15 protein-coding genes and 1 pseudogene are annotated in these 26,244 nt (G+C 42.4%); 9 read left to right on the plus strand and 7 right to left on the minus strand.

Translation table 11 applies throughout. The features are described 5' to 3' along the window. Positions 1-140: pseudogene (locus tag LC605_RS13125) on the plus strand (DnaA/Hda family protein); the annotation flags it as partial. 148 nt (positions 141-288) lie between these two features. Here LC605_RS13125 and LC605_RS13130 read toward each other — a convergent pair. Both LC605_RS13130 and metG read right to left on the minus strand, forming a co-directional pair. Beyond that, positions 289-918, minus strand: coding sequence for an NYN domain-containing protein (locus tag LC605_RS13130; RefSeq protein WP_229548002.1), 630 nt, complete (start codon positions 916-918; stop codon positions 289-291). Between the two features lie 166 nt (positions 919-1,084). Then, complete coding sequence (metG, locus tag LC605_RS13135) at positions 1,085-2,689, minus strand: methionine--tRNA ligase (protein ID WP_229547975.1); 1,605 nt, start codon at positions 2,687-2,689, stop codon at positions 1,085-1,087. A 379-nt stretch (positions 2,690-3,068) separates the two neighbouring features. On the opposite strand from metG, the gene LC605_RS13140 reads away from it, so the two are divergent. The 3 genes from LC605_RS13140 to LC605_RS13150 all read left to right on the plus strand — a co-directional run bounded on the left by LC605_RS13140 (position 3,069) and on the right by LC605_RS13150 (position 6,558). Then, entirely contained in the window at positions 3,069-3,794 is a 726-nt protein-coding gene (locus tag LC605_RS13140) for a 1-acyl-sn-glycerol-3-phosphate acyltransferase (RefSeq protein ID WP_229547976.1), read from the plus strand. 428 nt (positions 3,795-4,222) lie between these two features. Beyond that, the gene (locus tag LC605_RS13145; RefSeq protein ID WP_229547977.1) at positions 4,223-5,041 is read left to right on the plus strand and encodes an alpha/beta fold hydrolase; all 819 of its coding nucleotides are present in this window, start codon (positions 4,223-4,225) and stop codon (positions 5,039-5,041) included. A 293-nt stretch (positions 5,042-5,334) separates the two neighbouring features. Next, entirely contained in the window at positions 5,335-6,558 is a 1,224-nt protein-coding gene (locus LC605_RS13150; RefSeq protein ID WP_229547978.1) for an EcsC family protein, read from the plus strand. Here LC605_RS13150 and LC605_RS13155 read toward each other — a convergent pair. After that, positions 6,548-6,700 (minus strand): hypothetical protein, encoded by a 153-nt coding sequence (locus tag LC605_RS13155; protein ID WP_229547979.1) that lies wholly within the window; start codon positions 6,698-6,700, stop codon positions 6,548-6,550. The genes LC605_RS13150 and LC605_RS13155 overlap by 11 nt on opposite strands. Before the next feature lie 202 nt (positions 6,701-6,902). Here LC605_RS13155 and LC605_RS13160 point away from each other — a divergent pair, with 202 nt between their 5' ends. The 4 genes from LC605_RS13160 (at position 6,903) to LC605_RS13170 (ending at position 10,903) form a co-directional block, all read left to right on the plus strand. Further along, positions 6,903-8,402, plus strand: coding sequence for a leucyl aminopeptidase (locus LC605_RS13160; RefSeq protein ID WP_229547980.1), 1,500 nt, complete (start codon positions 6,903-6,905; stop codon positions 8,400-8,402). A gap of 328 nt (positions 8,403-8,730) precedes the next feature. After that, positions 8,731-9,753, plus strand: a complete 1,023-nt coding sequence (gene plsX / locus LC605_RS13165) for a phosphate acyltransferase PlsX (protein WP_229547981.1) — start codon at positions 8,731-8,733, stop codon at positions 9,751-9,753. Further along, positions 9,734-9,865: a hypothetical protein gene (locus LC605_RS32940; protein ID WP_267868519.1), complete on the plus strand. Its 132-nt coding sequence runs from the start codon at positions 9,734-9,736 to the stop codon at positions 9,863-9,865. Before plsX ends, LC605_RS32940 begins: the two co-directional genes overlap by 20 nt. A 45-nt stretch (positions 9,866-9,910) precedes the next feature. Further along, a complete protein-coding gene (locus LC605_RS13170) occupies positions 9,911-10,903 on the plus strand; it encodes a beta-ketoacyl-ACP synthase 3 (RefSeq protein WP_229547982.1) in 993 nt (330 codons plus the stop codon). Between the two features lie 76 nt (positions 10,904-10,979). On the opposite strand, the gene LC605_RS13175 is transcribed toward LC605_RS13170, so the two are convergent. Next, positions 10,980-11,180 carry a hypothetical protein gene (locus LC605_RS13175; protein WP_229547983.1) on the minus strand — a complete coding sequence of 67 codons (201 nt, stop codon included), beginning with the start codon at positions 11,178-11,180 and terminating at the stop codon, positions 10,980-10,982. On the opposite strand from LC605_RS13175, the gene fabD reads away from it, so the two are divergent. After that, positions 11,165-12,046, plus strand: a complete 882-nt coding sequence (gene fabD, locus LC605_RS13180) for an ACP S-malonyltransferase (RefSeq protein WP_229547984.1) — start codon at positions 11,165-11,167, stop codon at positions 12,044-12,046. The genes LC605_RS13175 and fabD overlap by 16 nt on opposite strands. A 59-nt stretch (positions 12,047-12,105) precedes the next feature. Here the strand turns inward: fabD and LC605_RS13185 are convergent, their stop codons facing one another. From LC605_RS13185 to LC605_RS13195, 3 genes are all read right to left on the minus strand, one after another. Further along, positions 12,106-14,307 (minus strand): ATP-binding protein, encoded by a 2,202-nt coding sequence (locus LC605_RS13185; RefSeq protein WP_229547985.1) that lies wholly within the window; start codon positions 14,305-14,307, stop codon positions 12,106-12,108. A gap of 303 nt (positions 14,308-14,610) precedes the next feature. Further along, positions 14,611-20,091 carry an ATP-binding sensor histidine kinase gene (locus tag LC605_RS13190; RefSeq protein WP_229547986.1) on the minus strand — a complete coding sequence of 1,827 codons (5,481 nt, stop codon included), beginning with the start codon at positions 20,089-20,091 and terminating at the stop codon, positions 14,611-14,613. Positions 20,092-20,696: 605 nt separating this feature from the next. After that, positions 20,697-26,111 (minus strand): ATP-binding sensor histidine kinase, encoded by a 5,415-nt coding sequence (locus LC605_RS13195; protein ID WP_229547987.1) that lies wholly within the window; start codon positions 26,109-26,111, stop codon positions 20,697-20,699. Positions 26,112-26,244 lie beyond the last annotated feature (133 nt).

The following is a 26,244-nucleotide window of genomic DNA, read 5'->3' on the forward strand; positions in this document are numbered from 1 at the left end:
ATATGCAAAGTTTCCGAGAGCATTACCGAGCGGCTGATGTTTTATTGGTTGATGATATTCAGTTTCTTGAAGGCAAGGAATACACCCAAGAAGAATTCTTTTATACTTTTAATACTTTACATGAAGCCGCAGCATTTTGTTGAGAAGCTGGGGGGGATTTCCCCCCGCAGGAAATTAAACCAAATACCAAGAAAAAGGTCAAGGGTAAAACCAGGAAGGAGGGAGTGGAGGAGAAATTTGGAATTTTTTTCTTCTCCTTTCTCCCTCTTTGATGAAATTGATGCGCCATTATTCTTGGATTTCTAGGTGTCCATCACTAGTTCTGGGGTCTTCCAAAAAACCTATGCCAGATAACGGCCGGTATGGATAGCTTTGACGAGGGTTTTTTTGAATATCCTCTTTGATGGCTTCTAAATCAATGTAGCGATCGCTTACATTAATTAAGCTGTCGCTGGTCATGGAACGCAAGCTCACTACTTCTACCCGCACGCCACGATAGCTGACTGAATTGACCGCATAAGCCAGATCCCCATCACCGCTAACTAAAACTGCGGTATCATAGGAATCTACCAGTGCCATCATGTCTACTGCTATTTCTACATCCAGGTTAGCTTTTTTAGAGCCATCTGGTAGCTGGACTAAATCTTTAGCAATGACTCGATAGCCATTACGACGCATCCACAACAGAAACCCCTGTTGCTTCTCGTTTGTGCGGTCTACACCAGTGTAGAAAAAAGAGCGCAGTAGTCTAGAACCTCCTGTTAATCTACACAATAGCTTGGTGTAGTCGATTTCAATCCCTAGTTGCAGTGCAGCGTAAAACAAATTTGAGCCATCAATAAATATGGCTACCCTACCCCGATTCTCCAAAACCTGTTCTGGCGTAAAGATTGAATCGTTTTCCAAATTATTCAACATTGTTGTCATACCTCAATTTTTATCCCTGTTATTTTTGATACAAATTACCAACTTTTAGATGCTAGTCACAGCGGCTTATGATAATGTTCCGGAGCTAATTTAAATTAGGCCCCGATAAATTTTTTGAGAAAATAAGAAATTGAACAAAATCAGAGTTTGATAAGGACTAATCGTTTTTCGGGGGTTCTATTCGCTTAAAAATCGGTTGGGGTGTACCCAACTGTTGTTTGCTCGATAGTAGTCCCCATGTAGCATGGATGGTAAAAGGAGCGTTAACTGAACTTTGTTTTTGATCGTTCAAATTTATCCCAAAGCCTAGCTGCTGATAAATATCGCTACTAATGTTCGGAATAATTGGGGATAGCAGATAAGCTGCTAGTCTAACTGATTCTAGAACTGCGTAGAGAACTTTTTCCACCGACTCCTGCTGTCCCTGTTTATACAATGACCAAGGAGCTTGTTCATCAATAAACTTATTACTGGCTTGTACCAGTGAAAGGATAGCCCCGCAGGCTTGATTGAAAGCTAGCTCTTGATATGCTTGTTTCACCTGTTCCCCTAGACGCAAACCAATTGCTTTCAAAGGATTTTCGTCAGGAATGGCTTCATTGCCAATTGATGGGACATTATTCTCAGCGCAGTATTTCTTCACCATGTTCAAGGTGCGATTGAGCAAATTACCTAAATCATTTGCCAAATCTGCATTCAAAACATTAATGAACCTAACTTCATTAAAATCTCCATCCTTGCCAAATTCGATTTCCTTAAGGAAGTAATAACGAACGGCATCACTACCATAGCGCTGAACTAACGCCACAGGGTCAAGGGTGTTACCCAGACTTTTGCCCATCTTTTGCCCATCTTTGGTCAAAAAGCCATGTCCAAATACTCGCTCTGGTAAGGGTAAGCCAGCCGACAACAGCATTGCGGGCCAGTAAACTGCATGAAAGCGCAGAATATCTTTACCAATTAGGTGCAAATTAATTGGCCACCATTTTTCTAAAGCATTTGCTAAAGTCGGTTCTGCGTCTGGTTCTAGTAATGCTGTGACATAAGCTAGCAGCGCATCAAACCAGACATAAAGGGTGTGCTTGGGATCAATTGGTACGGGAAAACCCCAATCTACATTCACCCGCGAAATTGAAAAGTCTTGCAGCCCTTGATTTACAAAGTTAAGGACTTCATTCCGCCGACTTTCTGGCTGGATAAAATCCGGTCTAGATTGGTAAAATTCTGTCAGCTTAGTTTGATATTTGGATAAGCGGAAAAAATAGTTTTGCTCGTCTCGCCACTCGACTTCTTTGTTAATATGAATCGGGCAACGGTGTCCTTCTAACAGATCCCGTTCTTCTTTGAATTCTTCGCAGGATACGCAGTACCAGCCTTTTTGTTGTCCTTGGTAGATATCACCAGATTGCCAAACTCGCTCAAAGAATTCTTTGACGATCGCTTCATGACGAGGTGCAGTAGTCCGACTAAAGCGATCGTATTGAATGTCTAGTAACTGCCATAAACTCATAAAGCTAGGGACAATTTCATCGCAAAACTCTTGTGGCGCTTTGCCTAAACTTTCTGCTGATCGCTGAATTTTTTGCCCATGTTCATCTGTACCTGTAATTAGTAATACCTTATGTCCCCGTAGCCTGTGAAATCGCGCCACGACATCGGCTGCGATCGTCGTATAAGCACTGCCTATATGGGGGACATCGTTTACATAATACAAGGGTGTTGTTAGCGCAAATGTCAATTCTTTTTTATTCACTAGATTCATGCAAAATAAAAATTAACTTAATTAAAACGTTTTACATCTTAGCTTTGGTCGGCAAAACCAGGGGATTATACAATATTATTCCTATTTTTTCCAAAAACATCTTCATCCTAGCAAATTTATCAGGTCAAGAATTGTTTTGTAATATGGATCAATTCAATTCATTTTTACCTAAAAGATGGAAATTAACTAATTATAATTTTTTTGAATAGTTTCTATTAGATATATTGTAATCAAGAATACATAACTGAGAAGGCAGAAAATCTAGCTGCTTTTGTGGATGAGATATTTCTATCTTAAGACGGTCATGAGAATAGTAAAGAAATGTAAAAATTAAGTCAAGATGAATTGCCATATTTACCAGAAAATATATTGATTAAGTATGAGTCGAAATAGCCCCCTAGAGATTTCTCGCGCTTTGGTGGCGGCACTCTCAACGCAAATGTTTCGCTATTATGAGGATCGCATTCCCCAGGATGCCAGTGTGTTGGTAGTCAGCAATCACCGCAGCTTTATGGATGCACTGATTTTAATGGCGGCTTTATCAAGTCCGATTCGCTTTGCTTGCCATCACTACATGGGACAAGTGCCACTCATGCGGGAAATTGTCACCGGTCAATTGGGGTGTTTCCCCTTGGAAGAAACTCAAAACCGCCAGCAGAGCTTTTTTTCGCAGTCGCAGATGCTATTGCAGTCGAAGCAGATGGTGGGAGTATTTCCAGAAGGGACTGAACCAATGGTGAAATTTACTCAACCAAACCAGGTGGGTGAGTTTCAGAGGGGATTTGCACATTTGGCATTGCGAGCGAATGTGCAGGATTTAGCAATTTTACCGATGGCGATCGCCTCCTTAGAAGAGGTCAACACTTCTGGCTTCCCCTTAAAGCTTTTGAGTGTATTTGACCCTTCAGAACCCCTATTTAACCAAGGTGGCTGGCATCCTTTGGTAATTTATCATCGGGTTGCAGTGTTAATCGGTCGTCCTTATTGGATTACGCCCCAACATCATCAAAAATATCATGGTAAACAAGCCAGAACTGTTGTGGCTGAACTGACAGAACACTGTCATGGTGAAATTAGCAATTTACTGCGTCAAGGTTGCTATTAGAGCCATTAGACATAGGAGTGAAAATGAATTAGGACTTACGCAAAAACTCTCTGAAACTCTTGTTCCTTTGCGTCCTTTGCGTCCTTTGCGGTTCGTTTTTTCATGATTTTGCGTAAGTCCTGTGAATGTAGAGACGTTGCATTGCAACGTCTCTACAAGGGTTTCAGGTAACGCATAATTAATTTCTACCAGACGTCTACATGGATTTTGGATTGTCAGAACAATCAAGAGTTCAAAAGTTTTATACCATTAAGGCGATGTGCAACTTATTCTTGAAACCCCATTTCCATTCCTCTCCCCCACTCCTATAGAGGCTTTGAATCTTACTCCCCAACCCTTGTAGCGTTGGGGTTGGGGGTTAGGTTTGAGAGAAAGTTGCACACGGCGTTACCATTAACAAATGACCATTGACTACTGACCAATGACCAATGACTATCTCTGAAGTTGAGCTAAACCCTTGTTTCCTGACTCCTGAACGAGTACAGCCAGAGTATCCGCTGTTGGTATATTTACCAGGAATGGATGGAACAGGTCAGCTATTGCGATCGCAAACCGCAGGATTAGAAACTGGCTTTGATGTGCGCTCTTTGGCGATTCCCCGGAAAGACCTTAACACTTGGGATATGCTAACTAAGAGTGTATTGGACTTGATCCACGCCGAATTAGAAAAAAGCTCTCAGAGGCCAGTTTACCTGTGTGGTGAGTCTTTTGGTGGTTGCTTGGCAATGAAAGTGGCAATCCAAGCACCTCACCTATTTAAGCGAATCATCCTAATTAACCCCGCTTCATCCTTTCAGCTTCGCCCTTGGTTGAATTGGGCATCCCAACTAACTTACTTAGTGCCATCAGGATTGTATGATCTTGGCGCACTGGGGCTATTGCCGTTTCTAGCATCTTTGCCACGGATTTCTCGGAGCGATCGCCATGATCTGCTGAAAACTATGCGTTCTGTCCCATCAGAAACCGTTCTTTGGCGGTTGTCTTTACTGCGAGAATTTCGTGTTGATGAGGAACAGTTAGGTAACTTAACTCAACCAGTTTTGTTAATTGCCGGTGGTAGCGATCGCCTTTTGCCTTCTGTAACTGAAGTGAAGCGGATAGCCAACATCTTACCAAATAAAAAGATTGTGGTGTTGCCCAATTGTGGACACGCTTGCTTGCTAGAGGAAGATATTAATCTCTATGAAATTCTTAAGGTTAACGACTTTTTAGAATTTAAAGCTGATATAGGTAGAGTTAAAAAGTAAAAAGTATGCTACACATAAATGCAGCCAGATCATAACCTTTATTTTTCCTTCATTACCATTCCTCACTACCGTGGCACAGGTGCGGCTACACGAGACAAAACCTGCCTACGCAGGTTAAAAACCTTGATTTTGTATTAGTCCACGCAGGTGGACTTAGTTTGTGTAGTAGCGAATTCTATTCGCCCAATACTTTTCAAACAACCTCTAACGAATTGTACTTATCGAGAGATGTCAAAGCCGCTAAAACTTCGCTATAACTTGAAAGAAAGAGGCTTTACAGGAAGTGTCAAGCAATGGCAGACAAACCCCAAGAAATAGAGGTGAATAAATTAGTTAATTCACCCAGAGAAACTTCAGAAGTAAAAATCCAGGCTCAATCATCAGTAGAAAATGAACCGTCTATAGTAGAGTCTTTTATTAAAACTGTTGGTCAAACTGGCCAAGCAGTTTTAGATACCGCAGTAGGGGTGGGAGAAGCCACGGCGAAAGAAACACACAAGTTTATTGAGCAAACAACTCAAAGCAGTGGTCAGTTTGTGAATCGCCTGAGCGAAAATTGGCTGATTAGAAAACTATCTGGATTGTTAAATCTCAATTGGCTAATTAGTGATACTAACCTTGTTGATTTGGAAAAAGCAGAAGCGGCGGTAAACAAGCTTAAGCAACAGTATCCAAATGAATCACCCAACCAGATTGCTCACCGAATCATGGTAGAAAAAGCAACTCAAGCAGGGACAGTGGGACTAGCCACTAGTATTTTGCCAGGAATAGCAGTGGCATTGTTAGCAATTGATTTAACAGCAACAACAAAATTGCAGTCAGAAATGCTTTATCAAATTGCATCTGTCTACGGACTAGATTTAAAAGATCCTGCTCGTAAAGGTGAAATTTTGGCAATTTTTGGATTGGCTTTAGGTGGAGGTAGTCTTTTAAAAGCTGCGGGATTAGGCTTGTTACGAAATGTGCCCTTGGCGGGTGCGGTAATTGGAGCTAGTTCAAATGCAACGATGATCTATTCATTGGGGTATGCTGCTTGTCGATTTTACGAAGCCAAGTTGGATGAATCAACTTCTTTAGCATCACCACAGACATTAGCAACATTAAAAGCCGAAAGTGAAAAGTATCTAGAAAGTGCGATCGCTCAAGAAGCCATCATGGATCAAATTTTAGTTCAGATGATCCTAGCTAGTCATCCAGAAAAGACTTGGAAAGAAATTTTGCCAGAATTACAAACTCTAAACCTCACTCCTAACTCATTGGATACCATTGCCCAAAACATCAAATCGCCCAAGCCTTTAGATGTACTGCTCAATCAATTAAATCGTGATTTTGCCATACCCTTATTGGCTCAATGTTACAAAATTGCCCAGCTTGACAATCAGATTACAGCAGCTGAGCGAAAAATAATAGAAGCGATCGCCAGCAAATTTGACATTGACACAAATGCAATTGGGGCATTAGGTAGAGGAGGTGAAAAAGTCGAGTTCCGAGCGGAGTTCACAAATATCAAATTCTAACTCGAACTTTATATTGCTGTTTCTCTAGCCTAAGTTTTTGTCTAGTTAATTCCTGAGCTATTAACTCTTGAGCGCGGCTTTCGATTTCAACTTGGCTTTCTATTGGCTGTTCTTTAATTTTTTCTCTTAGGCTTTTACCCATTCTTCTTACCCTTCCTCTTCTAGTTTTTGAAGATGACTCTTATATCGTGCATCAGCTTTTTGAATTAAGCTCCCTCATCCCCCTCATCCCCCTCATCCCCCTCATCCCCCTCATCCCCCTCACCCCCCTCACCCCCCTCACCATGAAACAAGAATTTTGAGCAATACTGGTACAGGAAGGAATATTTACACAAAATCGCAAAATGAAAATTCAACCTAGTGATCAGCCTTTGCTAGAGTGGGCAGGCGATAGTTTGGCAATTGGATTATTTGAAGATGCAGTAGAGTTAACTGGAGAATTGGCAACTTTAGATCAAAAGTTTTCTGGGGTCTTAAAAGAACTAATTGCCGAAGAAGAATTTAAAGGTAAAGCCAACAGTACAATCTTCACCCGTGTAAATGCTGGTAGCCCAGTGCGGAAATTGATTTTGGTAGGCTTAGGCAAACCAGATGCACTAAAAGCAGATACTCTGCGATGCGCTGCTGCTGCTGTAGCTAGGATCGGAAAAAAACAGAAAAGCAAAATTTTGGGTTTTAGTTTTCCATTGTGGAACAACGATCCCGCAACAAGTGCCCAAGCGATCGCCGAAGGTGTAGAATTAGCACTTTATCAAGATATTCGCTTTAAATCAGAACCAGAAGAGAAAGGATCACCAATAGAAAGCGTAGATTTACTAGGTTTTGGTGGACAAGAAGTTGCCATCACCCGCGCCAATCAAATCGTTTCCGGGGTAAATCTGGCACGGCAGTTAGTAGCAGCCCCAGCCAACGCAGTCACACCAATTACTTTAGCCGAAACTGCTCAGGCGATCGCAAAGGAGTACGGTTTAGAAGTAAAAATTCTGGAAAAAGAAGACTGTGAAAAGTTGGGTATGGGTGCTTTTTTGGGAGTAGCCCAAGCTTCCGAGTTGCCACCTAAATTCATTCACCTGACTTACAAGGCAGAAGGTACACCCAAAAAGAAACTGGCAATTATTGGCAAAGGCGTAACCTTCGATTCCGGGGGACTGAATATCAAAGGTGCTGGTAGTGGCATCGAAACCATGAAAATGGATATGGGTGGTGCAGCTGCTACCTTGGGCGCGGCAAAAGCAATTGCTCAAATTAAGCCAGATGTTGAGGTTCACTTCATCTCGGCGGTGGCTGAAAACATGATTAGCGGTCGCGCCATGCACCCTGGAGACATTCTCACAGCATCAAATGGCAAAACAATCGAAGTGAACAACACCGACGCTGAAGGGCGTTTGACCCTAGCAGATGCCTTGGTGTATGCCGACAAATTGGGATTAGATGCGATCGTGGATTTAGCGACCCTAACCGGTGCCAACATCATTGCCTTGGGTGAGGATATTGCTGGTTTGTACACCCCCGATGATGGTGTAGCCTCCCAAATCGAGAAAGCTGCTGAAACTTCAGGAGAAAAGATTTGGCGGATGCCAATGGAAGAAAAATATTTTGAAGGGCTAAAGTCTGGCATTGCGGACATGAAAAATACAGGCCCGCGTCCAGGTGGATCCATTACTGCCGCCCTTTTCCTCAAGCAATTTGTGAAAGAGACACCTTGGGCGCACTTAGATATTGCTGGGCCCGTGTGGACAGAGAAAGAAAATGGCTACAACGGCGCAGGGGCAACAGGTTACGGCGTTCGGACACTAGTTAACTGGGTGTTGGGGATTGAGGAGTTAGTCGGTCGGGGCAATTAAATCACTGAACAGTTAACAGTTAACAGTTATCACTGATCACAGTAACTCTCTCGGGGATTACTCCAACGACACCAAACACGCCATTTTTAGAAATGGGGGACTCTAACTCAATACCGAGAGGAGGCAAAGGAGCAGGAAGCTATTAGCTGGGGGAAAATTCCTCTCCTCTGCACTCTTCCCCCTGCCCAATGCCCAAATTCGTGCTATCTTGAGCTTGTCAGCAAAAATTGTTGCAATAGTAACAGAAGTAATTTGGCGGTCAGAAAGTTAAGCTTTTTCGGCAAAGCCATCTGGTAAAATTTATAAGTTTTCTAAAACGCTCTGAGCAATGGGATCGACTCGCGTACGGATCGCAATTGACGCAATGGGAGGGGATCACGCACCCGGTGAAATCGTTGCTGGCGCACTGCGAGCAAAGGAAGAATTGGGTGTAGATATATTACTAGTTGGTGATCCCCAACAAATAGAAGCTGCCTTGCCACCAAAAACGAATTTAGGGCAGATGGAGATCTTTCCTGCTGAGGAAGCGATCGCAATGGATGAGGAGCCTTTAAATGCAGTTAGACGCAAACGCAAGGCTTCTATCAATGTGGCAATGGATTTAGTCAAGCAGCAAAAAGCAGATGCCGTATTTTCTGCCGGTCACTCTGGGGCAGCTATGGCATCTGCTTTACTGGGCTTAGGACGATTGCCGGGAATTGACCGTCCAGCAATCGGGACTGTTTTTCCGACAATTGTTGCTGGCAAGCCAGTGTTAGTCCTTGATGTCGGCGCGAATGTAGATTGCCGTCCGAAGTTTTTAGAGCAGTTTGCTGTCATGGGATCGGCTTACAGCCAGTATGTCTTAGGTACAAGCGAACCGAAAGTGGGTTTGTTGAATATTGGTGAAGAAGACTCTAAAGGCAATGATGCAGCTGTCCGGGCCCACCAAATGCTTTGCGAAAATTCTCAAATTAATTTTATTGGCAATGCTGAAGGACGTGATGTCCTTTCCGGTCGTTTTGATGTGATTGTCTGCGATGGCTTTGTAGGCAATGTATTGTTAAAATTTGCCGAAGCCGTTGGAGAAGTTATTCTGCAAATTCTGCGGGAAGAACTACCCCAAGGATTGCATGGTCAAATCGGTTCAGCCCTCTTAAAACCAAACCTGAAGCGAGTTAAGCAGCGCATGGATCACGCAGAACACGGTGGTGCTTTGCTGTTAGGCGTGGCAGGAGTTTGTTTTATCGGTCACGGTAGCTCACAAGCACCTTCAGTTTTTAATGCAATTCGCATGGCAAAAGAAGCTGTTGACAACGAGGTGATACAACGAATTCAGTCCCAATATATCCTTGAGCGCGAGAGCGGTTAGTCATTGGTCATTGGTCATTGGTCATTGGTCATTGGTCATTGGTCATTGGTCATTGGTCATTTGTAAAAGACAAAGGACAACTGACAAAGGACAACTGACAAAGGACAACTGACAATTGGACAAAAGACAAAAAGGCTGATAGCTTAGGAGATTAAGAGTGCAAAACTTAGGCGTAGCAATTACCGGAAGTGGCTCGGCAGTACCAGCAACTTCCCTACACAACCAGGCATTGACCGAACTAGTTGAAACATCAGACGAGTGGATTGCCACAAGAACAGGCATTCGTCAACGACGATTAGCTGTGGCATCTGAGTCATTGAGTGGACTTGCTACTGCTGCCAGCAGTCAGGCGATCGCAGCTGCGGGAATTAGACCAGAAGACTTAGACCTGATTCTGCTGGCGACTTCCACCCCCGATGATTTGTTTGGAAGTGCTTGTCAAGTACAGGCTCAATTGGGAGCCACCAACGCAGTAGCCTTTGACTTGACAGCAGCCTGCTCTGGCTTCGTATTTGGTCTGGTTACAGCAGCCCAATACATTAGAACAGGTGTCTACAAAAATGTACTGTTGATCGGGGCAGATATCCTCTCTCGCTGGGTAGATTGGGAAGATCGTCGCACTTGTGTACTATTCGGCGATGGTGCAGGGGCAGTAGTATTACAGGCTGACAAAAGCGATCGCTTATTGGGATTTGCCCTTAAAAGTGATGGCACTCAAAATCATCACCTCAACCTTGCTTACGCAGGTGCTTCCCAAGAACTGCTTACTGGTGTAAATGTCACCAAAGGCACTTACCAACCTATTACTATGAACGGCAAAGAAGTCTACCGCTTTGCCGTGCAAAAAGTGCCAGAAATTATAGATAAAGCCTTATTTAAAGCCAACATCAGCGTTGACCAAATAGATTGGTTAGTCTTGCATCAAGCCAATCAGCGCATTATCGATGCCGTTGCCCAACGCCTGAATATTCCAGAACATAAAATTATAAGTAATCTTGCCCAGTACGGCAATACCTCAGCTGCTTCCATCCCCTTAGCTTTGGACGAAGCAGTGCAAGAAGGTAAAATTAAGCCCAATGACATCGTTGCTACATCCGGCTTTGGTGCCGGTCTTACTTGGGGTGCGGCAATTTTTCGATGGGGAAGATAAATATTTTGTCCTTTGTCATTAGTCATTTGTCCTTTGTTAATGACTAATACAACTCTTGGAGAGACTGCGCCAACGACTACGCGCTTGGTGAGCGTAGTCGAACGCGAGTGCGTCCCGTTCTTAAGGGCAGTACAAATGACCAATGACAAATGACCAATGACCAATGACCAATGACCAATGACCAATGACAAATGACAAATGACCAATGACCAATGACCAATGACCAATGACCAATGACCAATGACCAATGACCAATGACAAATGACAAAAACTGCATGGGTGTTTCCTGGACAAGGTTCTCAAACATTGGGAATGGGAATAGACTTATTAGATATACCCTTCGCTAAAGACAAATTTGCCCAAGCTGAGGAAATTTTGGGCTGGTCTGTAACCGAAATCTGTCAAAACGAAGAAGCAAAGTTATCACAGACGCTGTATACCCAACCAAGTCTTTATGTGATAGAAAGCATTCTTGCCGATCTTCTTCGAGAACGAGGACACCAGCCAGATTTAGTTGCTGGCCACAGTTTGGGAGAATATACTGCCCTTTATGTAGCAGGTGTCTTTGAGTGGTCGGCTGGTTTATATCTAGTGAAGTGTCGTGCAGAACTCATGGATAGTGCCGTCGGTGGTATGATGGCAGCTTTGATGAACTTTGATTGCGAACAGTTAGAAAAAGTCATTTCCCAAACGCCTGATGTGGTAATAGCTAATGATAATAGTTCGGCTCAGGTGGTGATTTCAGGAACGACTGAGGCTGTACAAGCGGTGATGACTGAAGTTAAAGCAAAGCGTGCGGTTCCCCTAAAAGTTTCTGGAGCATTTCATTCACATTTAATAGCACCAGCTGCGGCAAAATTCCAAGATATTCTCGAATCTGTGGAATTTCAGCCCGCTATTGTGCCAGTTTTGTCTAATGTGGAACCACTTGCATCTATTGATGCTGAGATTTTAAAGCAACGCCTGAATAAACAAATGACTGGTTCTGTAAGATGGCGAGAAATTTGTCTGCAATTACCAGCCAACGGTATCGAGCGAGTAATGGAAATTGGCCCTGGTAAAGTGTTAACTGGCTTGATTAAACGTAATAGCCCTGATTTAATATTAGAAAATATCCAGAGTGCTGCTAATTTACCTGTTTAATGCGAGTATCCCAAATGTCTAAAAATATAATTTGTCATTAATCCAAAATTGTGTGACACTTACCCCGCAGAGAGGTGTGGGAAGTTATCACCTTCTATCGGTAGAGTTATGACAAATTCTGCGCCCAATCCTTGTGTGGAATTACAATCAAGTTTACCTTGATGTAGTTCAGTCACAATTTGATAGCTGATAGATAAACCCAATCCAGATCCTTTACCCACATCTTTAGTCGTGAAAAAGGGATCAAATAACCTTGTTAGAATTACGTCTGAAACTCCAAGACCATTATCTGCGATCGCAATCTTGATTTGCTTTTCAGATGCCAAGGAAGTATGAATCCAAATTGTGTTGGGATGTGAAGCAGTTTCTGTAGGCGTGCGCTGCTGATTTGCGTTTTCTAAGGCATCAATAGCATTACACAGAATATTCATAAATACCTGATTGAGTTGACCGGGGTAGCAGATCACCAAAGGCAAATTACCATAATTTTTGATCACTTCTATTGCTGGACGCTGCGATTGATCTTTCAGACGATGTTGCAAAATTAATAATGCACTATCAATGCCCTCATGAATATCAACCGCCTTAAATTCAGCTTCATCTAAACGGGAGAAATTGCGGAGTGATAGCACAATTGAGCGAATGCGATTGGTGCCAATTTCTATGGAAGATAACATCTTAGGTAAATCATCTTGAATAAATTCCAGATCCAATTCTTTCGCCTTAGCTTGAATTTCCGCAACTGGATTGGGATAATGATACTGATAAAGTTGAATAAATTCCAATAAATCTTGAGCATAATTTTGTACATGGGTGAGGTTGCCGTGAATGAAGCTAACAGGATTATTGATCTCATGTGCCACACCTGCTACCAGTTGCCCCAAGGCTGACATTTTCTCACTTTGGATCATCTGGGCTTGAGTACGACGTAGTTCTTCAAGTGTCTTTTGTAAGGTTGTTGTCCGCTCCTCAACCCTTAACTCTAAAGCATTATTTGCCTGTTCTAGTTGGATGAAAGAAGTCTTTAATTGACTTGCCATACTGTTAAAAGAACTAGCAAGTATTCCCAGTTCATCTTGTCGCATGATATCGAGATCGATCGCAAAATCACCGTTGGCAAGTTGGTTACTAGCGGCGGTTAATTGCTGGAGAGGTTTAGCGATTTGTTGGCGCAACACTGACAAGAGCAACAACAGTTCAACCAGCAGCCCTATTGCACCAGACATTAGGATAAATTGAGCGGTATTCAATGCTGCGCCCCATAGCAGTGATTTGGGATAGACTGTGACAAAATACCAGTCTGGGCCTTGTAAGCGAGTCACTGCCAAGTATTCACGGTCTTGGCTATTTTCAATGACTTGGGTTTGGGATTTAGCATTGGTCACCAGCTTAAAAATGCGGTTGAGATGGGGATTGTTGATGGCATCGATTTGGAGTTGACCTTGAGCTTGGTGAATTTCCGCAGTCCGGTGAGGGTGGGCAATTAAACGACCGTCTGAGCGAAAAATTAAATTGTAAGTGCCCGGTAATTGATCCTGGATCGTATGCTCCATCAGATCGGTTAAGACCACATCATGTCCCACAATGCCCAGGAAGCGATCGCCCTGATAAACCGGTACAATTGCCGAAACCATCCACACCTTGATGGTGGGATCAAGATAAACACCTGTCCACTTTGGCGATCGCGCCGGGTTATGGTGAGGATCGGCAATATAGAAATATTCCTGTTCCGGGAGGTAGAGATCAGGCGGTGACAGCAATGAGAGCGGTACTCCGTTCCAGTAGTTAACTCCAGCATTTTCTGGTGTCAGGAAATAGGTATCAACAAACCGATTAGACCAAGCAGCCCCGTAGGCACTAATCACTGTGTTAGCCGTTAGCAGGCGCTGCTTTAGTTCTTGCGTGATTTGCACATTTCGACCAATGATTAATGAGCTATATCGACTCGAATCAAAGTCTTTAAGGGGTCGATTTTGGGGAAAATTGCGATGAGTACCATCGTTCCATCGGAAATACTGGCGCTCAAATTCAGCCTGGAAGTCAATATTAGTCGGTTGCTTGAGTTCCAGCAAAAGGCGATCGCGCAGCAAAGTGAGGTTATCCTCTGCGAGTTTAAAGATGCTGCTTTCTTGTTCTCCCCGTCCACTGATGTACTTTTCTAGCTGCGTTTGGGTCTGGTCTTCTAAACGGGATATGACATGGATATAGCTCACCCCAGCAGACACGAGTACCACCCCCGTTACTCGCAAAGCCATATTCATTAGTGTTTTGTGGGTAAGTGAGTTGGGGCGGTTCTTAGCGATATGGAGAGACTTCAAAGACCACTTTTTCTGAAGTATTTGTCTAAATTGAGTAAGCATGGAATAGCAGAGATGAGTATTTAGGCTGAAGATTTCCTCAAAGTTCGGATGAATGTGGAGACGGATGTATAAGTAAGTCGGTGAAAATAAATTAACCTATGTTACAAAACGTAAATAGGCTCAAAATCCTTACCAATGACCAATGACAAAGGACAAATGACAGCCATTACCAGTTATTTTTAATTACGCCGACTTACTTATATGCTACACAGGTAACTGGATCACAAATTCAGTACCTTCGCCTGGTCTAGAATCTACCTGAATCACTCCTCCATGTTTCTCTTCAACGATTTGACGAGCGATCGCTAACCCCAATCCTGTCCCTTTACCCACACCTTTGGTCGTAAATAAGTGGTCAAATATCTTTTGTTTGACTTCTTCATTGATTCCCTGACCATTATCAGCGATCGCAATTTTCACGCCTTGATTTTCTACTGAGGTTTTAATTGTAATTTGGTTGAGATTGTGCTTAATTTCCTCAAAACTCCGTCCTGTATTTGATTCATCCAGTGCATCAATGGCATTTGCCAGAATATTCATAAACACCTGATTTAGTTGCCCAGGAAAACATTCAACCTGGGGCAAATTCCCATAATTATTTATTACTTCAATTGCTGGGCGTTGTTGGTTTGCTTTGAGGCGATGTTTGAGAATTAAAATCGTACTGTCGATACCTTCGTGGATATTAAATGGCACTTTGTAATTTTGATCAGCACGAGAGAAAGTGCGAAGACTGGTGCTAATGTTGTGGAGGCGATCGCACGCCATCACCATTGAGTCAATGATCTTGGGTAAGTCTGATAAACTATAATCTAAGTCAATGTTTTTGGCATGGTATTTGATTTCATCGCCGGGATTTGGTAGACTTTTTTGATATAGTTTTAAGTGTTCAACAATATCTGCAACAGTGGGTTTAGCTTGTTGGAGGCTGGCATAAATAAAACCCAAAGGATTATTCATTTCATGAGCTACACCAGCAACCAAATTACCCAACGCTGACATTTTCTCACTTTGGATAATTTTTAATTGGGCTTGCTGTAAATCTTGTAATGCTTGCCCAGCTTGTTGGTAAAGTCGAGCATTTTCTAGGGAAATTGCAGTTTGGGAAGATAATAGATTAATGACTTGGAGGCGATCGCTGGTAAAAACCCCTTGAGTCAGTTTATTTTCTAGGTAAAGAATCCCCAGCAAATGCCCTTGATTAATAATGGGGGTACACAACACACTCTGGGGTTGATGTTCCGACATATATTTCCCAATTACCCCAGGAATAGCTGTTTTGCAATTGTCTATAACAACTGTTTGTTGAGTATTTTTGACGTAATTGATAATTTTTATGGGAACATCTTGACAATTCTCGATTGATTGCGTTTCCAAAATAGTTTGTATTTTTTCATGAGCAACAAACGTAATTGCTTGAACTTGCCAAGTATCTTCTTGAGGAAGCAACAGGACACATTTTTTGGCGCCAGAGTTTTCGACAAGAATCTGAGTAAGGCTGGTGATGAGTGTATCTAATTCTAGAGAACTGGAAATAGCTTGAGCGGCTTTGAGGACAGAGGTAAAATCTAAGGCATCAGAAATACTGGTGCTGTGGGTAATAGAAGTGCGAGTGGATGAAGAAGTCCCAGCAAAGTCAATAGTTTCTAAGGGATTAAGGTTGATTCGTTGCTGTTGCAGGATGGGTTGTAGTAGATGAGGATAGCGTTGTTCTAAGTCATCAACTTTGGCTTTTGCTCCCCAATGGGCATAACAATAATAAGCTCCTTGCATATATGTTTGGGCGACTTTTTCTTTACCCCAGTTGAGGTAGAATTTGGCTGCAAGTTCGTTAGCTAGCGCTTCTTCTTGGATGTAACCGTTGGCTTTGGCTCCAGAAATGGCGCGATCATAATATTCAATAGCTGCTAATTTACTGTCTAAAACCCGCCAACGTTCCGCCTCGACTAAATCATATTTGTGTTGAAAATTCATCGGCGCATGATGCGCCCAGTTCTGCATCTTGACTTGATTTGCCTGAACTTTTTCTAAGATTTTTTGACTCTGATCGTTATTCTCATAAACAGCTAATTGTGTCAAGGCTTCATAGAAACAAAAAACTGGCACATCGAGCATTCCCGTGACACTGTTTTCATATTTCTCTGCTTCGTTGGCATTGTCTAACGCTTCTGTATAGCTGCCAAATAAGTAGCAGAGAATTAACTTGTAAATGTAGAAAAAATACGTTCCAGTTAGGTTATTTGCTGCCATCTGCGATCGCGGCGCAGTATCTTCGTTGTAGGCATCTCCTACAAGACGGCAAGGATCATTAGCCTCGCCGAGCAAATTAGCGATGGCTTGTTGCAGAATCGTCAGATAATCTAGCGCCGCAGCTTGATTAAGTTGGGCCATGCGATCGCAGACAACGGCGATTTTTGGTAAAAGGGTAGCTAGATCATCCCCAAGGTACAAGGGATGCTGAAATTGTTTGAAACCAGAATAACCTGCAAATTCTAAATCGCCATTTTCTAGACCTTTCAAGTAGCCTTCTTGCAAAATTGGCAAGGTTTCTCGGACGTGTTTTTTGCCATATTTTGTACAAAAGCCAACAAGACAGTAAACCTTGGACTTTAACTGATTGGCATTCAGTTCATCCACCAATTGCATAGCCAATTCACCAAATCGATATCCTGCCTCAATATCTTGAAAAGCGCCGTTGAGAACTAACCCATAGGCTGCGTAACCGAAGGCTGAATCAGCAGAATTTCCAAACTGGAGGGAAAGGTTGATTTGAGATGTCGCAATCAATGGAAATAAGCCTGGGGCCGCTATAAACGCTGGAGGGGCCATGCTAGACAACATCCTCATGGCGGCTAGCTTTGAGGCATCAGTCATCAAAGGGAGGTGAATTAAATCTTCAATATTTATGCTTGCTAACTGAGTGCCGGTTGCTCCCATCGCTTGCTGAATATCTGACAGAGTAGGAGATTCGGGAATAATCACGTTCAATTGTTGAAGAACTTGTAAGCCAATCTGTACTGCTGCCAATTGTTGATTGTTCATCATCTTGGCTTGGATTTTTATTTCATAGGCTTTTACTTTGTCCAAAATCGTGGTAGCTTCTTGCAGCACACAATCAGTCAATTCCTCTGTTTGCTCAAACTCACCAATTGAGCAAGCCGCTTCTGCTGCTAGTTCATGGAGAGATAAAATTAGTTGATATTGACTTTGCCAACTCTGGGAAGATAACAGGCTTAACCCGATGGCCCCATACCTCAAAGCAGGTTCGTAGGCGGCGGAAGCTTTCGCTTTGCATCCGGCTTTGAAATTGAGACTAGCTAATTCATCCCGTTCCGGCTGTTGTGTGACTCCATCAATGGCTGCATTTAGCTGGTTAACAATATCAAAAATTTTGGCATCTTGTTGTTCAACTGGGGTATGACGCAGCAGTAGTTGCCCGATCGCCCAATGGGTTGCTTGTTTTTCCTCCTCTGGAATCAGGGAATAAGCAGCTTGTTGGACGCGATCGTGTAAAAATCGATAAGTCGGATTGCCTGCTCGATGATAAACCGATACAGTATCCGATTGCGTAAAGAACTTGTAGATTTCCGTATTCGGAATAATCAGCCCTTCTTGCAATGCTCTCCATAACGCTGTCGCCGCATCTTCTGGAGATTTTTCGGAAACGATCGCCAGCGTATTCAAATCAAACTGCGCCCCAATACAAGCCGCCAGTTTGAGAATATTCTGAGTCATGACAGGCAATTTCTGCAATTGCAGCGCCATAAACTCGACCACATCATCGGTAATTGCTAAAGCTTTAACTTGAGCAATATCACACTGCCACCCCCCTTGTACCCCCTTCCCTTCAAGGGAAGGTGAGTCAATCTTCAAAGCCCCTCTGTGCGTCGGAGAGGGGTTTGGGGAGAGGGACTGAGGGCGGTCAAAAGTAATGTGCTGATCTTCATGCAATGCTTTGAGAAACTGGGTAGCAAAGAAGGGATTACCCTGAGTTTTTTGGTACACCAATTCAGTTAATGGTTGAGCTAGGGATAATTCACAATTGAGCGTATCGCTTACCAACTGATTCAGATCCACCAGACTTAACGGTTGTAAGGTAATGGTATTAACCACTGCCCCAGTTTTGACAAGTTCATCTACAGTGAGGATGAATGGATGAGCGAGTGACACTTCATTATCCCGATAGGCGCCCAAGACTAATAAATGTCCCGTATCTTCCATCAACAATTGCAGCAATTTGAGTGAGGCGGAATCTGCCCACTGCAAGTCATCCAAAAATATCACTAAGGGATGTTCTGCGCTGGTAAACACTTGCACAAATTTCTGCATCAACAGATTAAATCGATGTTGAGCAGCACTCCCCGATAATTCTGTGGCTGGGGATTGAGCGCCAATGATCCGTTCTAACTCTGGAATAACATCAATTAAGACTTGTCCACTATCACCAAGGGCTTCCAGAATTCTGGTTTTCCAAACTTGCAGTTGGGCATCGGATTCTGAAAGCAATTGCCCCATTAAATCCCGGAAAGCTTGGACAAAGGCACTCAAGGGAATGTTGCGTCTAAATTGGTCGTATTTACCTTTGATGAAGTAACCACGTTGCCGCACAATTGGCTTGTGAACTTCGTTGACAACGGCAGTTTTACCGATTCCGGAAAAACCAGCCACTAGCATCAGTTCGGTGTCACCAAGACTTACCCGCTCAAAGGCATCAAGTAAGGTTTGAACTTCAGTTTCTCGACCGTAGAGTTTTTCGGGGATGGTAAAGCAATCGCACACATCCCGTTGTGCAATTTCAAAGTTCTCAATCTTACCAGTTTCTTGAAGTTGAGTTAAACAATTTTCTAAATCAAATTTAATTCCTAATGCACTCTGATAGCGGTCTTCGGCATTTTTCGCCATTAACTTCATAACAATATCAGAAATCACCTGCGGAATCTCTTCTCTATTCCCTGTTAAGAGTTCCCTGTTCCCGAATGTGGTTGGCATTTTAGCAATATGACAATGTACCAACTCCATTGGATCATTTGACTGAAACGGTAATTCACCAGTCAGCAATTCGTAAAAAGTTACACCCAAAGAATAGAAATCTGTGCGATAATCAATCCCCCGATTCATTCTTCCCGTTTGTTCTGGCGATAAATAGGCGAGTGTCCCTTCCAACACATTGGGACTCATCAGCGTTTGGGTTTCTCGTGGTAGTAGAGATGCAATACTAAAGTCAATTAATTTAACTTGTTTGGTTTCGGGATTAATTAGAATATTGGCGGGTTTAATATCTTTATGAATAATCCGCGAACGGTAAAGTATATCTAAGGTATTGCACAGTGCGATCGCTATTTCTAAAAACTCTTGTAGAGACGCGATATATCGCCTCTCTACAGAGGTGAAATAATCTTTAAGAGAAATCCCGCCAAAGTCTTCCATCACCAACCCATAGCCATTTTGATACCCTTGGAGGCTGTAGGTTTGAATGATTAAAGGTGAATTGAGATTTTTGGCAATGGTGTACTGATTGCGAAACTGCACTAGTTCGCTAAAACTCGGATAAGGATTTTTCAGCAGTTTAATTACTACAGGTAATGAGTCAGTCTCTCGATACCCTCGATAAACCATCGTTCTGGAACCATTGTAGAGTTCTTCACTGATGCAATATCCGGCAATACTGACTGTAGTGCTAACCATAATTTTGAATTTATTAAGACTTCACCATTTAGTATTCCCAGAGACAGCAAGGAATCTTAAAACAGTTATCAGCCCTGGCGGCCTATGGTGGGGGATAAAGAAGGCGAGCATCTCAATGAGTATAAAAACACCCTTGCCCCAATACAGTTCAGTTAACCATTTCTTTCTTCTCTTTCTTCTCTTTCTTCTCTTTCTTTGCGTCCTTGGCGGTTCGTTAAAAAAATTGACTTTGGCAAAGAGTTTTAGCCTTAACTGAACTGTATTGACCCTTGCCCTGGCGAATGGAATAGACATAGGAGTGAAAATGAATGTAGAGACGTAGCAGTGCTACGTCTCTACAAGGGTTTCAGGCAACGCATAATTAATTTCTACCAGATGTCTAATTCGCGGCTACACAAACTTTCGTCCGCCTACGCAAACTCAAAGAATTTGAAACCCAGGTCGGTGGGTTTTGTCTATATAGCCGCGATTTCTAATCGCCACGTATATTTGCAAAGGTGAGATGCTCCCATAAAGAAGCGCCACCAACGCCTGACACCTGAACGCTTACGACAAAAACTTGCGAGATAAATAGATAACTGTTCACTGTTAAAACCTCCCCACCTTCATCCTTCGACAGGTAGGATAATCTCAAATTCCGTCCCTTGTCCTAATTTAGAAACGAAGTTAATTTGTCCACCATGAGTTGAGATAATGGAGTAGGCTACTGCTAATCCTAATCCCGTTCCTTTACCCACAGCTTTTGTGGTGAAGAAGGGGTCAAATACTCGTTTTTGGATTTCCTCAGAAATTCCAGTACCATTATCGGCAATGCGAATGCTCACACTATTAGTTAGAGAATTGCTTAGTTCGGTACGAATTGTAATGGTACGAGTTTTTCTTTGGACTTCATTTAAGGCATCAATGGCATTATTCAAGATATTCATAATTACCTGATTGATTTGTTTGGCGTGACAACTCACTCGCGGAAGGTCAGCATAGTCTTTGATAATTTCAATTTTACTGAGTCGGTGTTGCAGAATTAACAGCGTATTCTCCAGACCCTCATGAATATTTACAGCTTTGATATCTGCTTCATCAAGTCGGGCAAAATTCCGCAGAGATAAGACAATATGCTGAATGCGTTGACTACCCTGTTCTATTGAATCCAGCAGATTTGGTACGTCTTTGATCACATAATCTAAATCTCTTTCATTGAGATAAGCTTGAATTTTGGTACTAGGTTGTGGACATTGCTGTTGATAGAGATTAATCCCATTTAGCAAGTCCTGAAAATGCTCTTTTAGGTACGTAATATTACCGTAAATAAAGCTGATTGGGTTATTAATTTCATGGGCAATTCCAGCAACCATTTGCCCTAAACTCGACATTTTTTCAGCGTGAATTAATTGAGCTTGAGTTTGTTGTAATTCCTGGAGAGTATGGGACAATTGCTGATTTTTGTGATGAAGTTCTTGGGTGCGCTGGTTTACTTTTTGTTCTAGAGTATTGTAAAATAGGGCATTTTCTAGAGAAATCGCTGCTTGGGTGGTTAATAATTCTAATATGTCTAAGCGATCGCCGACAAATGCACTCGTTGTCACCTGATTCTCTAAATACAAAATCCCCAGTAACTTCCCCTGATTCCGAATTGGCATACACAGCGCACTCTTGGGTTGATGCTGGCGCATATATTCCCCAATCACATTAGGCAGATGGGTTTTGAGCTGATCAATTACAACTGTTTCTAGAGTATTTTTCACATACTGGATCAGTTTGACTGGAATCCCAGGATGATTATCTAAAGGTGCTGTTTGCAACATCATACCTTCTAAGGTAGCGATCGCCCGCACTTGCCATGACCCATTTTGAAAAAGAATTAACGCACACCGATCAGCACCAGCATTTTCGAGGATAATCTGAGTTAGCCTCTGGATTAGCTCATCTAACTGAATTGCCGTAGAGATTGCTTGAGAGGCTTTTAAGACAGATCCAAAATCCAGCAACGAATTGCTGCTGGGGGAACTTGACATCTGGGTTGAGGAATGAATAGAGGCAGTAGATGTCACACTCTTGCTCAGTGTTTCTCGCAGATTAAGTTTAAGGTTTTTTTGTTGCAGAATCACCCGCAGCAGTTCTGGATAGTGTTGTTCTAAGTCTTCTATTTTGGTTTTGGCTCCCCAACGGGCATAGCAGTAGTAAGCTTCTTGCATATAGACTTGGGCAACTTTGTCTTTTCCCCAGTCAAGGTAAAATTTGGCAGCCAGTTCATTGCTAAGTGCTGCTTCTTGGATGTAGCCATTTTCTTTTGCCCCAGCAATGGCAAGGTCGTAAAATTCCATTGCTGCTGTTTTTTCTGCTAAAACGCGACACTTTTCTGCCTCCACCAACTGGAATCGATGCAGATGATTCATGGGTGCATAGTTTGCCCACTGTTGCATGGTATCCTGATTTTCTGCTACCTGCTGTAAAATCTGCTGTTGTTCTGTGGGTGAAGATGTCGGAAACAAAGCTAGTTGCAGCAGCGAATCATAAAGGTTAAGCACTGGGATATTCACCGTAGCATATCCTGAAGCAGAATATTGTTTAGCTTTGAGAGCATATTCCACTGCCAAATCCAGTGCTTGAAACAGATAACAAAGCATCAATTTGTTGACAAATAAAAGCCATAAACCAGTGCCATCATTAGTTTGTTCATGTAACGCCAGCATTGATCTTTCATCGTAGGCTGCGCCAACTAATTCCCAAGGAGTGGTTTTTGGCTCAATTAAATTCAAGACCACTTGGTGGTAAATATTGTTGTAATTGAGTGCGGTTTTTTGGTTAATTTTTTCCAGCGCTGTCCCATAAATCGCTAATTCATTAGCTAGTTTGGTTAATTCTTGACCGGCGATGTAAGCGTGCAAGCCATAAGTGTAGACAGCATAACCAGCATAGGCCAAATCCCCGCTATCTAACCCACTAGTATAGGCTTGTAGTAATGGCTTGAGGGTTGCTGTTAGAGACTCTTTCCAGTGGGTGATAAAATGATGAACGACAACGAGGACTACTGCTTCATATCCCTGATCTGGAAACTTTGACAGCAGTTGCAATGCTAAATTACCAAATTCATAACCTGTTGAGATCGTGTCTGGCTGACCACAAAGCATGAGTCCATACACGGAGTAAACGAAGGCAGAGTTAGAAGTATTTCCATATTTTACAGAAAGAGCAACTTCCTTCAGCACCACCAACCGATGGAGTTCAGGTTTTGTTAGATAAGCAGGAGTAGTTACTTTAACTAAAACACCCAAGGCTGCACATAGTTCCAAATTCTGCATCTCTGGTAAATCAACCAATTCAGCAACTGTTTTGCCATTCAAGGTAGCTTGAGTCTCTTGCAAAGCGAGAACAAAATCCTCAGATGTTGGTTCTTGGGGAAACTCAATACCAATCGGCTGCAAAAATTCCATAGCTGTATCGATCGCAGCTAAGAATTTTCCTTGAATTGTGTAAGCTTCAATTTTTATTTCATAGACTTTGGCTGTATCAGTTACAGCTTTTACCTGTTGTAAAATTTCCTGGGCAAAATTTTCCATTGCCTCCATTTCGCCGCACAGATAACTGGCTTCGGTTGCTTCGCTATATAAGTTTAAGGTCAGATTGTAGTCAGATTCCCAAGGGTTGAATGGTAGTAACTGGATACCTGTTTTGAGATAATTGAGTGCAGAACTGTATGCAGTTGAGGCTTTTGCTTTTTTCCCAGCCATGAGATTTAACTTGGCGATCTCATGGCGTTCTTGAGGTTGATGGAAATGTTCAAGCCCAATATTTAGCTGATTAGCGATCGCAAAAATCCGATCTTCTAGTTCAATTTGCGGGGTATTTTGCCACAACAGGCGACCGATTTGGACATGGGTTGTCTGTTTGTGATCTTCAGGAATCAGTGAGTAAGCGGCTTGTTGGACGCGATCGTGCAGAAATTTATATGCTACGGAATGAGCAATTTCCTGATTACTGGTTTGATTTTCTTGACCTACATAAAACTTATAAACTTCACTTTGCGGTAAAATCAAGCCTTCCTGTAATGCTTTCCACAATGCGGCGGCGGTTTCGGCTTGAGATTGTTGATAAACAATTGCCAAGGTATGTAAATCAAACTGATTACCAATACAAGCCGCCAGTTTTAAAACCTCCTGAGTTGCTGCTGTTAATTTCTGCAACTGTTGTGCCATAAACTCCACCACATCATCTGTCAGCGCCAGTTGCTTGACTTGGGCAATATCACATTGCCAATGCCCAATTGGAAAATTAAATTGAATATAATTATCCTGATGCAATGCCTTGAGAAACTGGGTCGTGAAGAAGGGATTCCCTTTGGTTTTTTCATACACCAGTTGCGTTAATGGTTGTGTTAGTTCCAGTTGACAATTGAGGGTATCTGCTAACAACTGATTCACACTTACTTGACACAGTGGACTGAGGATAATATTGTTAACGACGGCTCCGGAATTGGCGATCTCATCTAATGTCAACATGAAAGGATGTGCCGGGAAGACCTCATGATCTCGGTATGCCCCAAGTAGCAACAGGTAGCCCCTTTCCGATTCATCCATGAGTAGCTGCATCAGCTTCAGTGATGCCGAATCTGCCCACTGCAAGTCATCCAAAAACATCACTAAGGGATGTTCTGGTGTGGTAAATACTTGAATAAATTTTTGAAATAGCACATTGAAGCGGTTTTGAGCCGCCATCCCAGATAGTTCCACAGCCGGCGGCTGAGAACCAATAATTCGTTCTAATTCTGGGATAACCTCCGTAATAACTTGGGCATTTTCACCCAAAGCTGTGATAATTTTATCATGCCACTGCTGCAAATTAATATCGTTTTCACTCAACAGTTGCCCCATCAAATCCCGGAAGGCTTGAACAAAAGCAGAAAAGGGAATATTGCGATTAAATTGGTCAAATTTCCCTTTAATAAAATAACCGCGTTGACGAACAATCGGTTTGTGGACTTCGTTAACTACAACAGTTTTGCCAATTCCAGAAAAACCAGCAACTAGCATCATTTCGGTTTTTCCCGTACTGACGCGCTCAAATGCTTCGAGGAGGGTTTTTACTTCGGTTTCTCGTCCATATAATTTATCAGAGATAATGAAGCGATCGCAAACATCTTGTTGTGCAATTGGGAAACTCTCAATTGTACCTGTTTCCTTCAGTTGAACCAAACACTTTTTTAAGTCATACTTCAGTCCCAAGGCGCTATGATAGCGGTCTTCAGGATTTTTCGCCATCAGTTTGCTAATAATTTCTGAGAATACAGATGGAATTGCAGAATTAATTTCATCTACAAAAGGGGCTGTTTTGGCAATATGACAATGTACCAACTCCATCGCATCTTCTGACTGAAACGGTAATTTTTCAGTCAGTAATTCGTAAAAAGTTACACCCAAAGAATAAAAGTCTGTGCGATAGTCAATTCCCCGATTCATTCTTCCCGTTTGTTCTGGGGAAATATAAGCAAGTGTTCCTTCTAACACATTGGGACTGATTAAAGTTTGAGTTTCTCGTGGCAGTAAAGATGCAATACTAAAGTCAATTAATTTAATTTGTTTGGTTTCGGGATTAATTAAAATATTGGCGGGTTTGATATCTTTATGAATAATGCGCGAGTGGTAGAGTATATCTAAGGTGTTGCATAGCGCGATCGCTATTTCTAAAAACTCTTGTAGAGATGCGATATATCGCGTCTCTACCGAGGTGAAATAATCTTTAAGAGAAATCCCTCCAAAATCTTCCATTACCAACCCATAGCCATTTTGGTATAGTTCCAGGCTGTAGGTTTGAATGATTAGAGGTGAGTTAAGATTTTTAGCGATGGTATACTGATTGCGAAACGACAAGAGTTCGCTAAAACTCGGATAAGGATTTTTTAGTAGTTTAATCACTACAGGCAATGAGTCAGTTTCTCGATGCCCTCGATAAACCATCGTTCTCGAACCATTGTAGAGTTCTTCACTGATGCGATATCCGGGAATACTGAGTGTAGTGCTAACCATAATGCTAAATCCTCATATTTTATGGATTTAGTATTCCCCAATGGGCGAAGCAATTATAGCCCAATACGGTTCACTTAAGGCTGAAACTCTTTTTTTTTACGAACCACAGAGGCGCAGAGAACACAGAGAGAAG

The sequence above is a fragment of the Nostoc sp. CHAB 5836 genome (assembly GCF_020829445.1).
In the GTDB taxonomy this organism is placed as follows: Bacteria; Cyanobacteriota; Cyanobacteriia; order Cyanobacteriales; family Nostocaceae; genus Nostoc.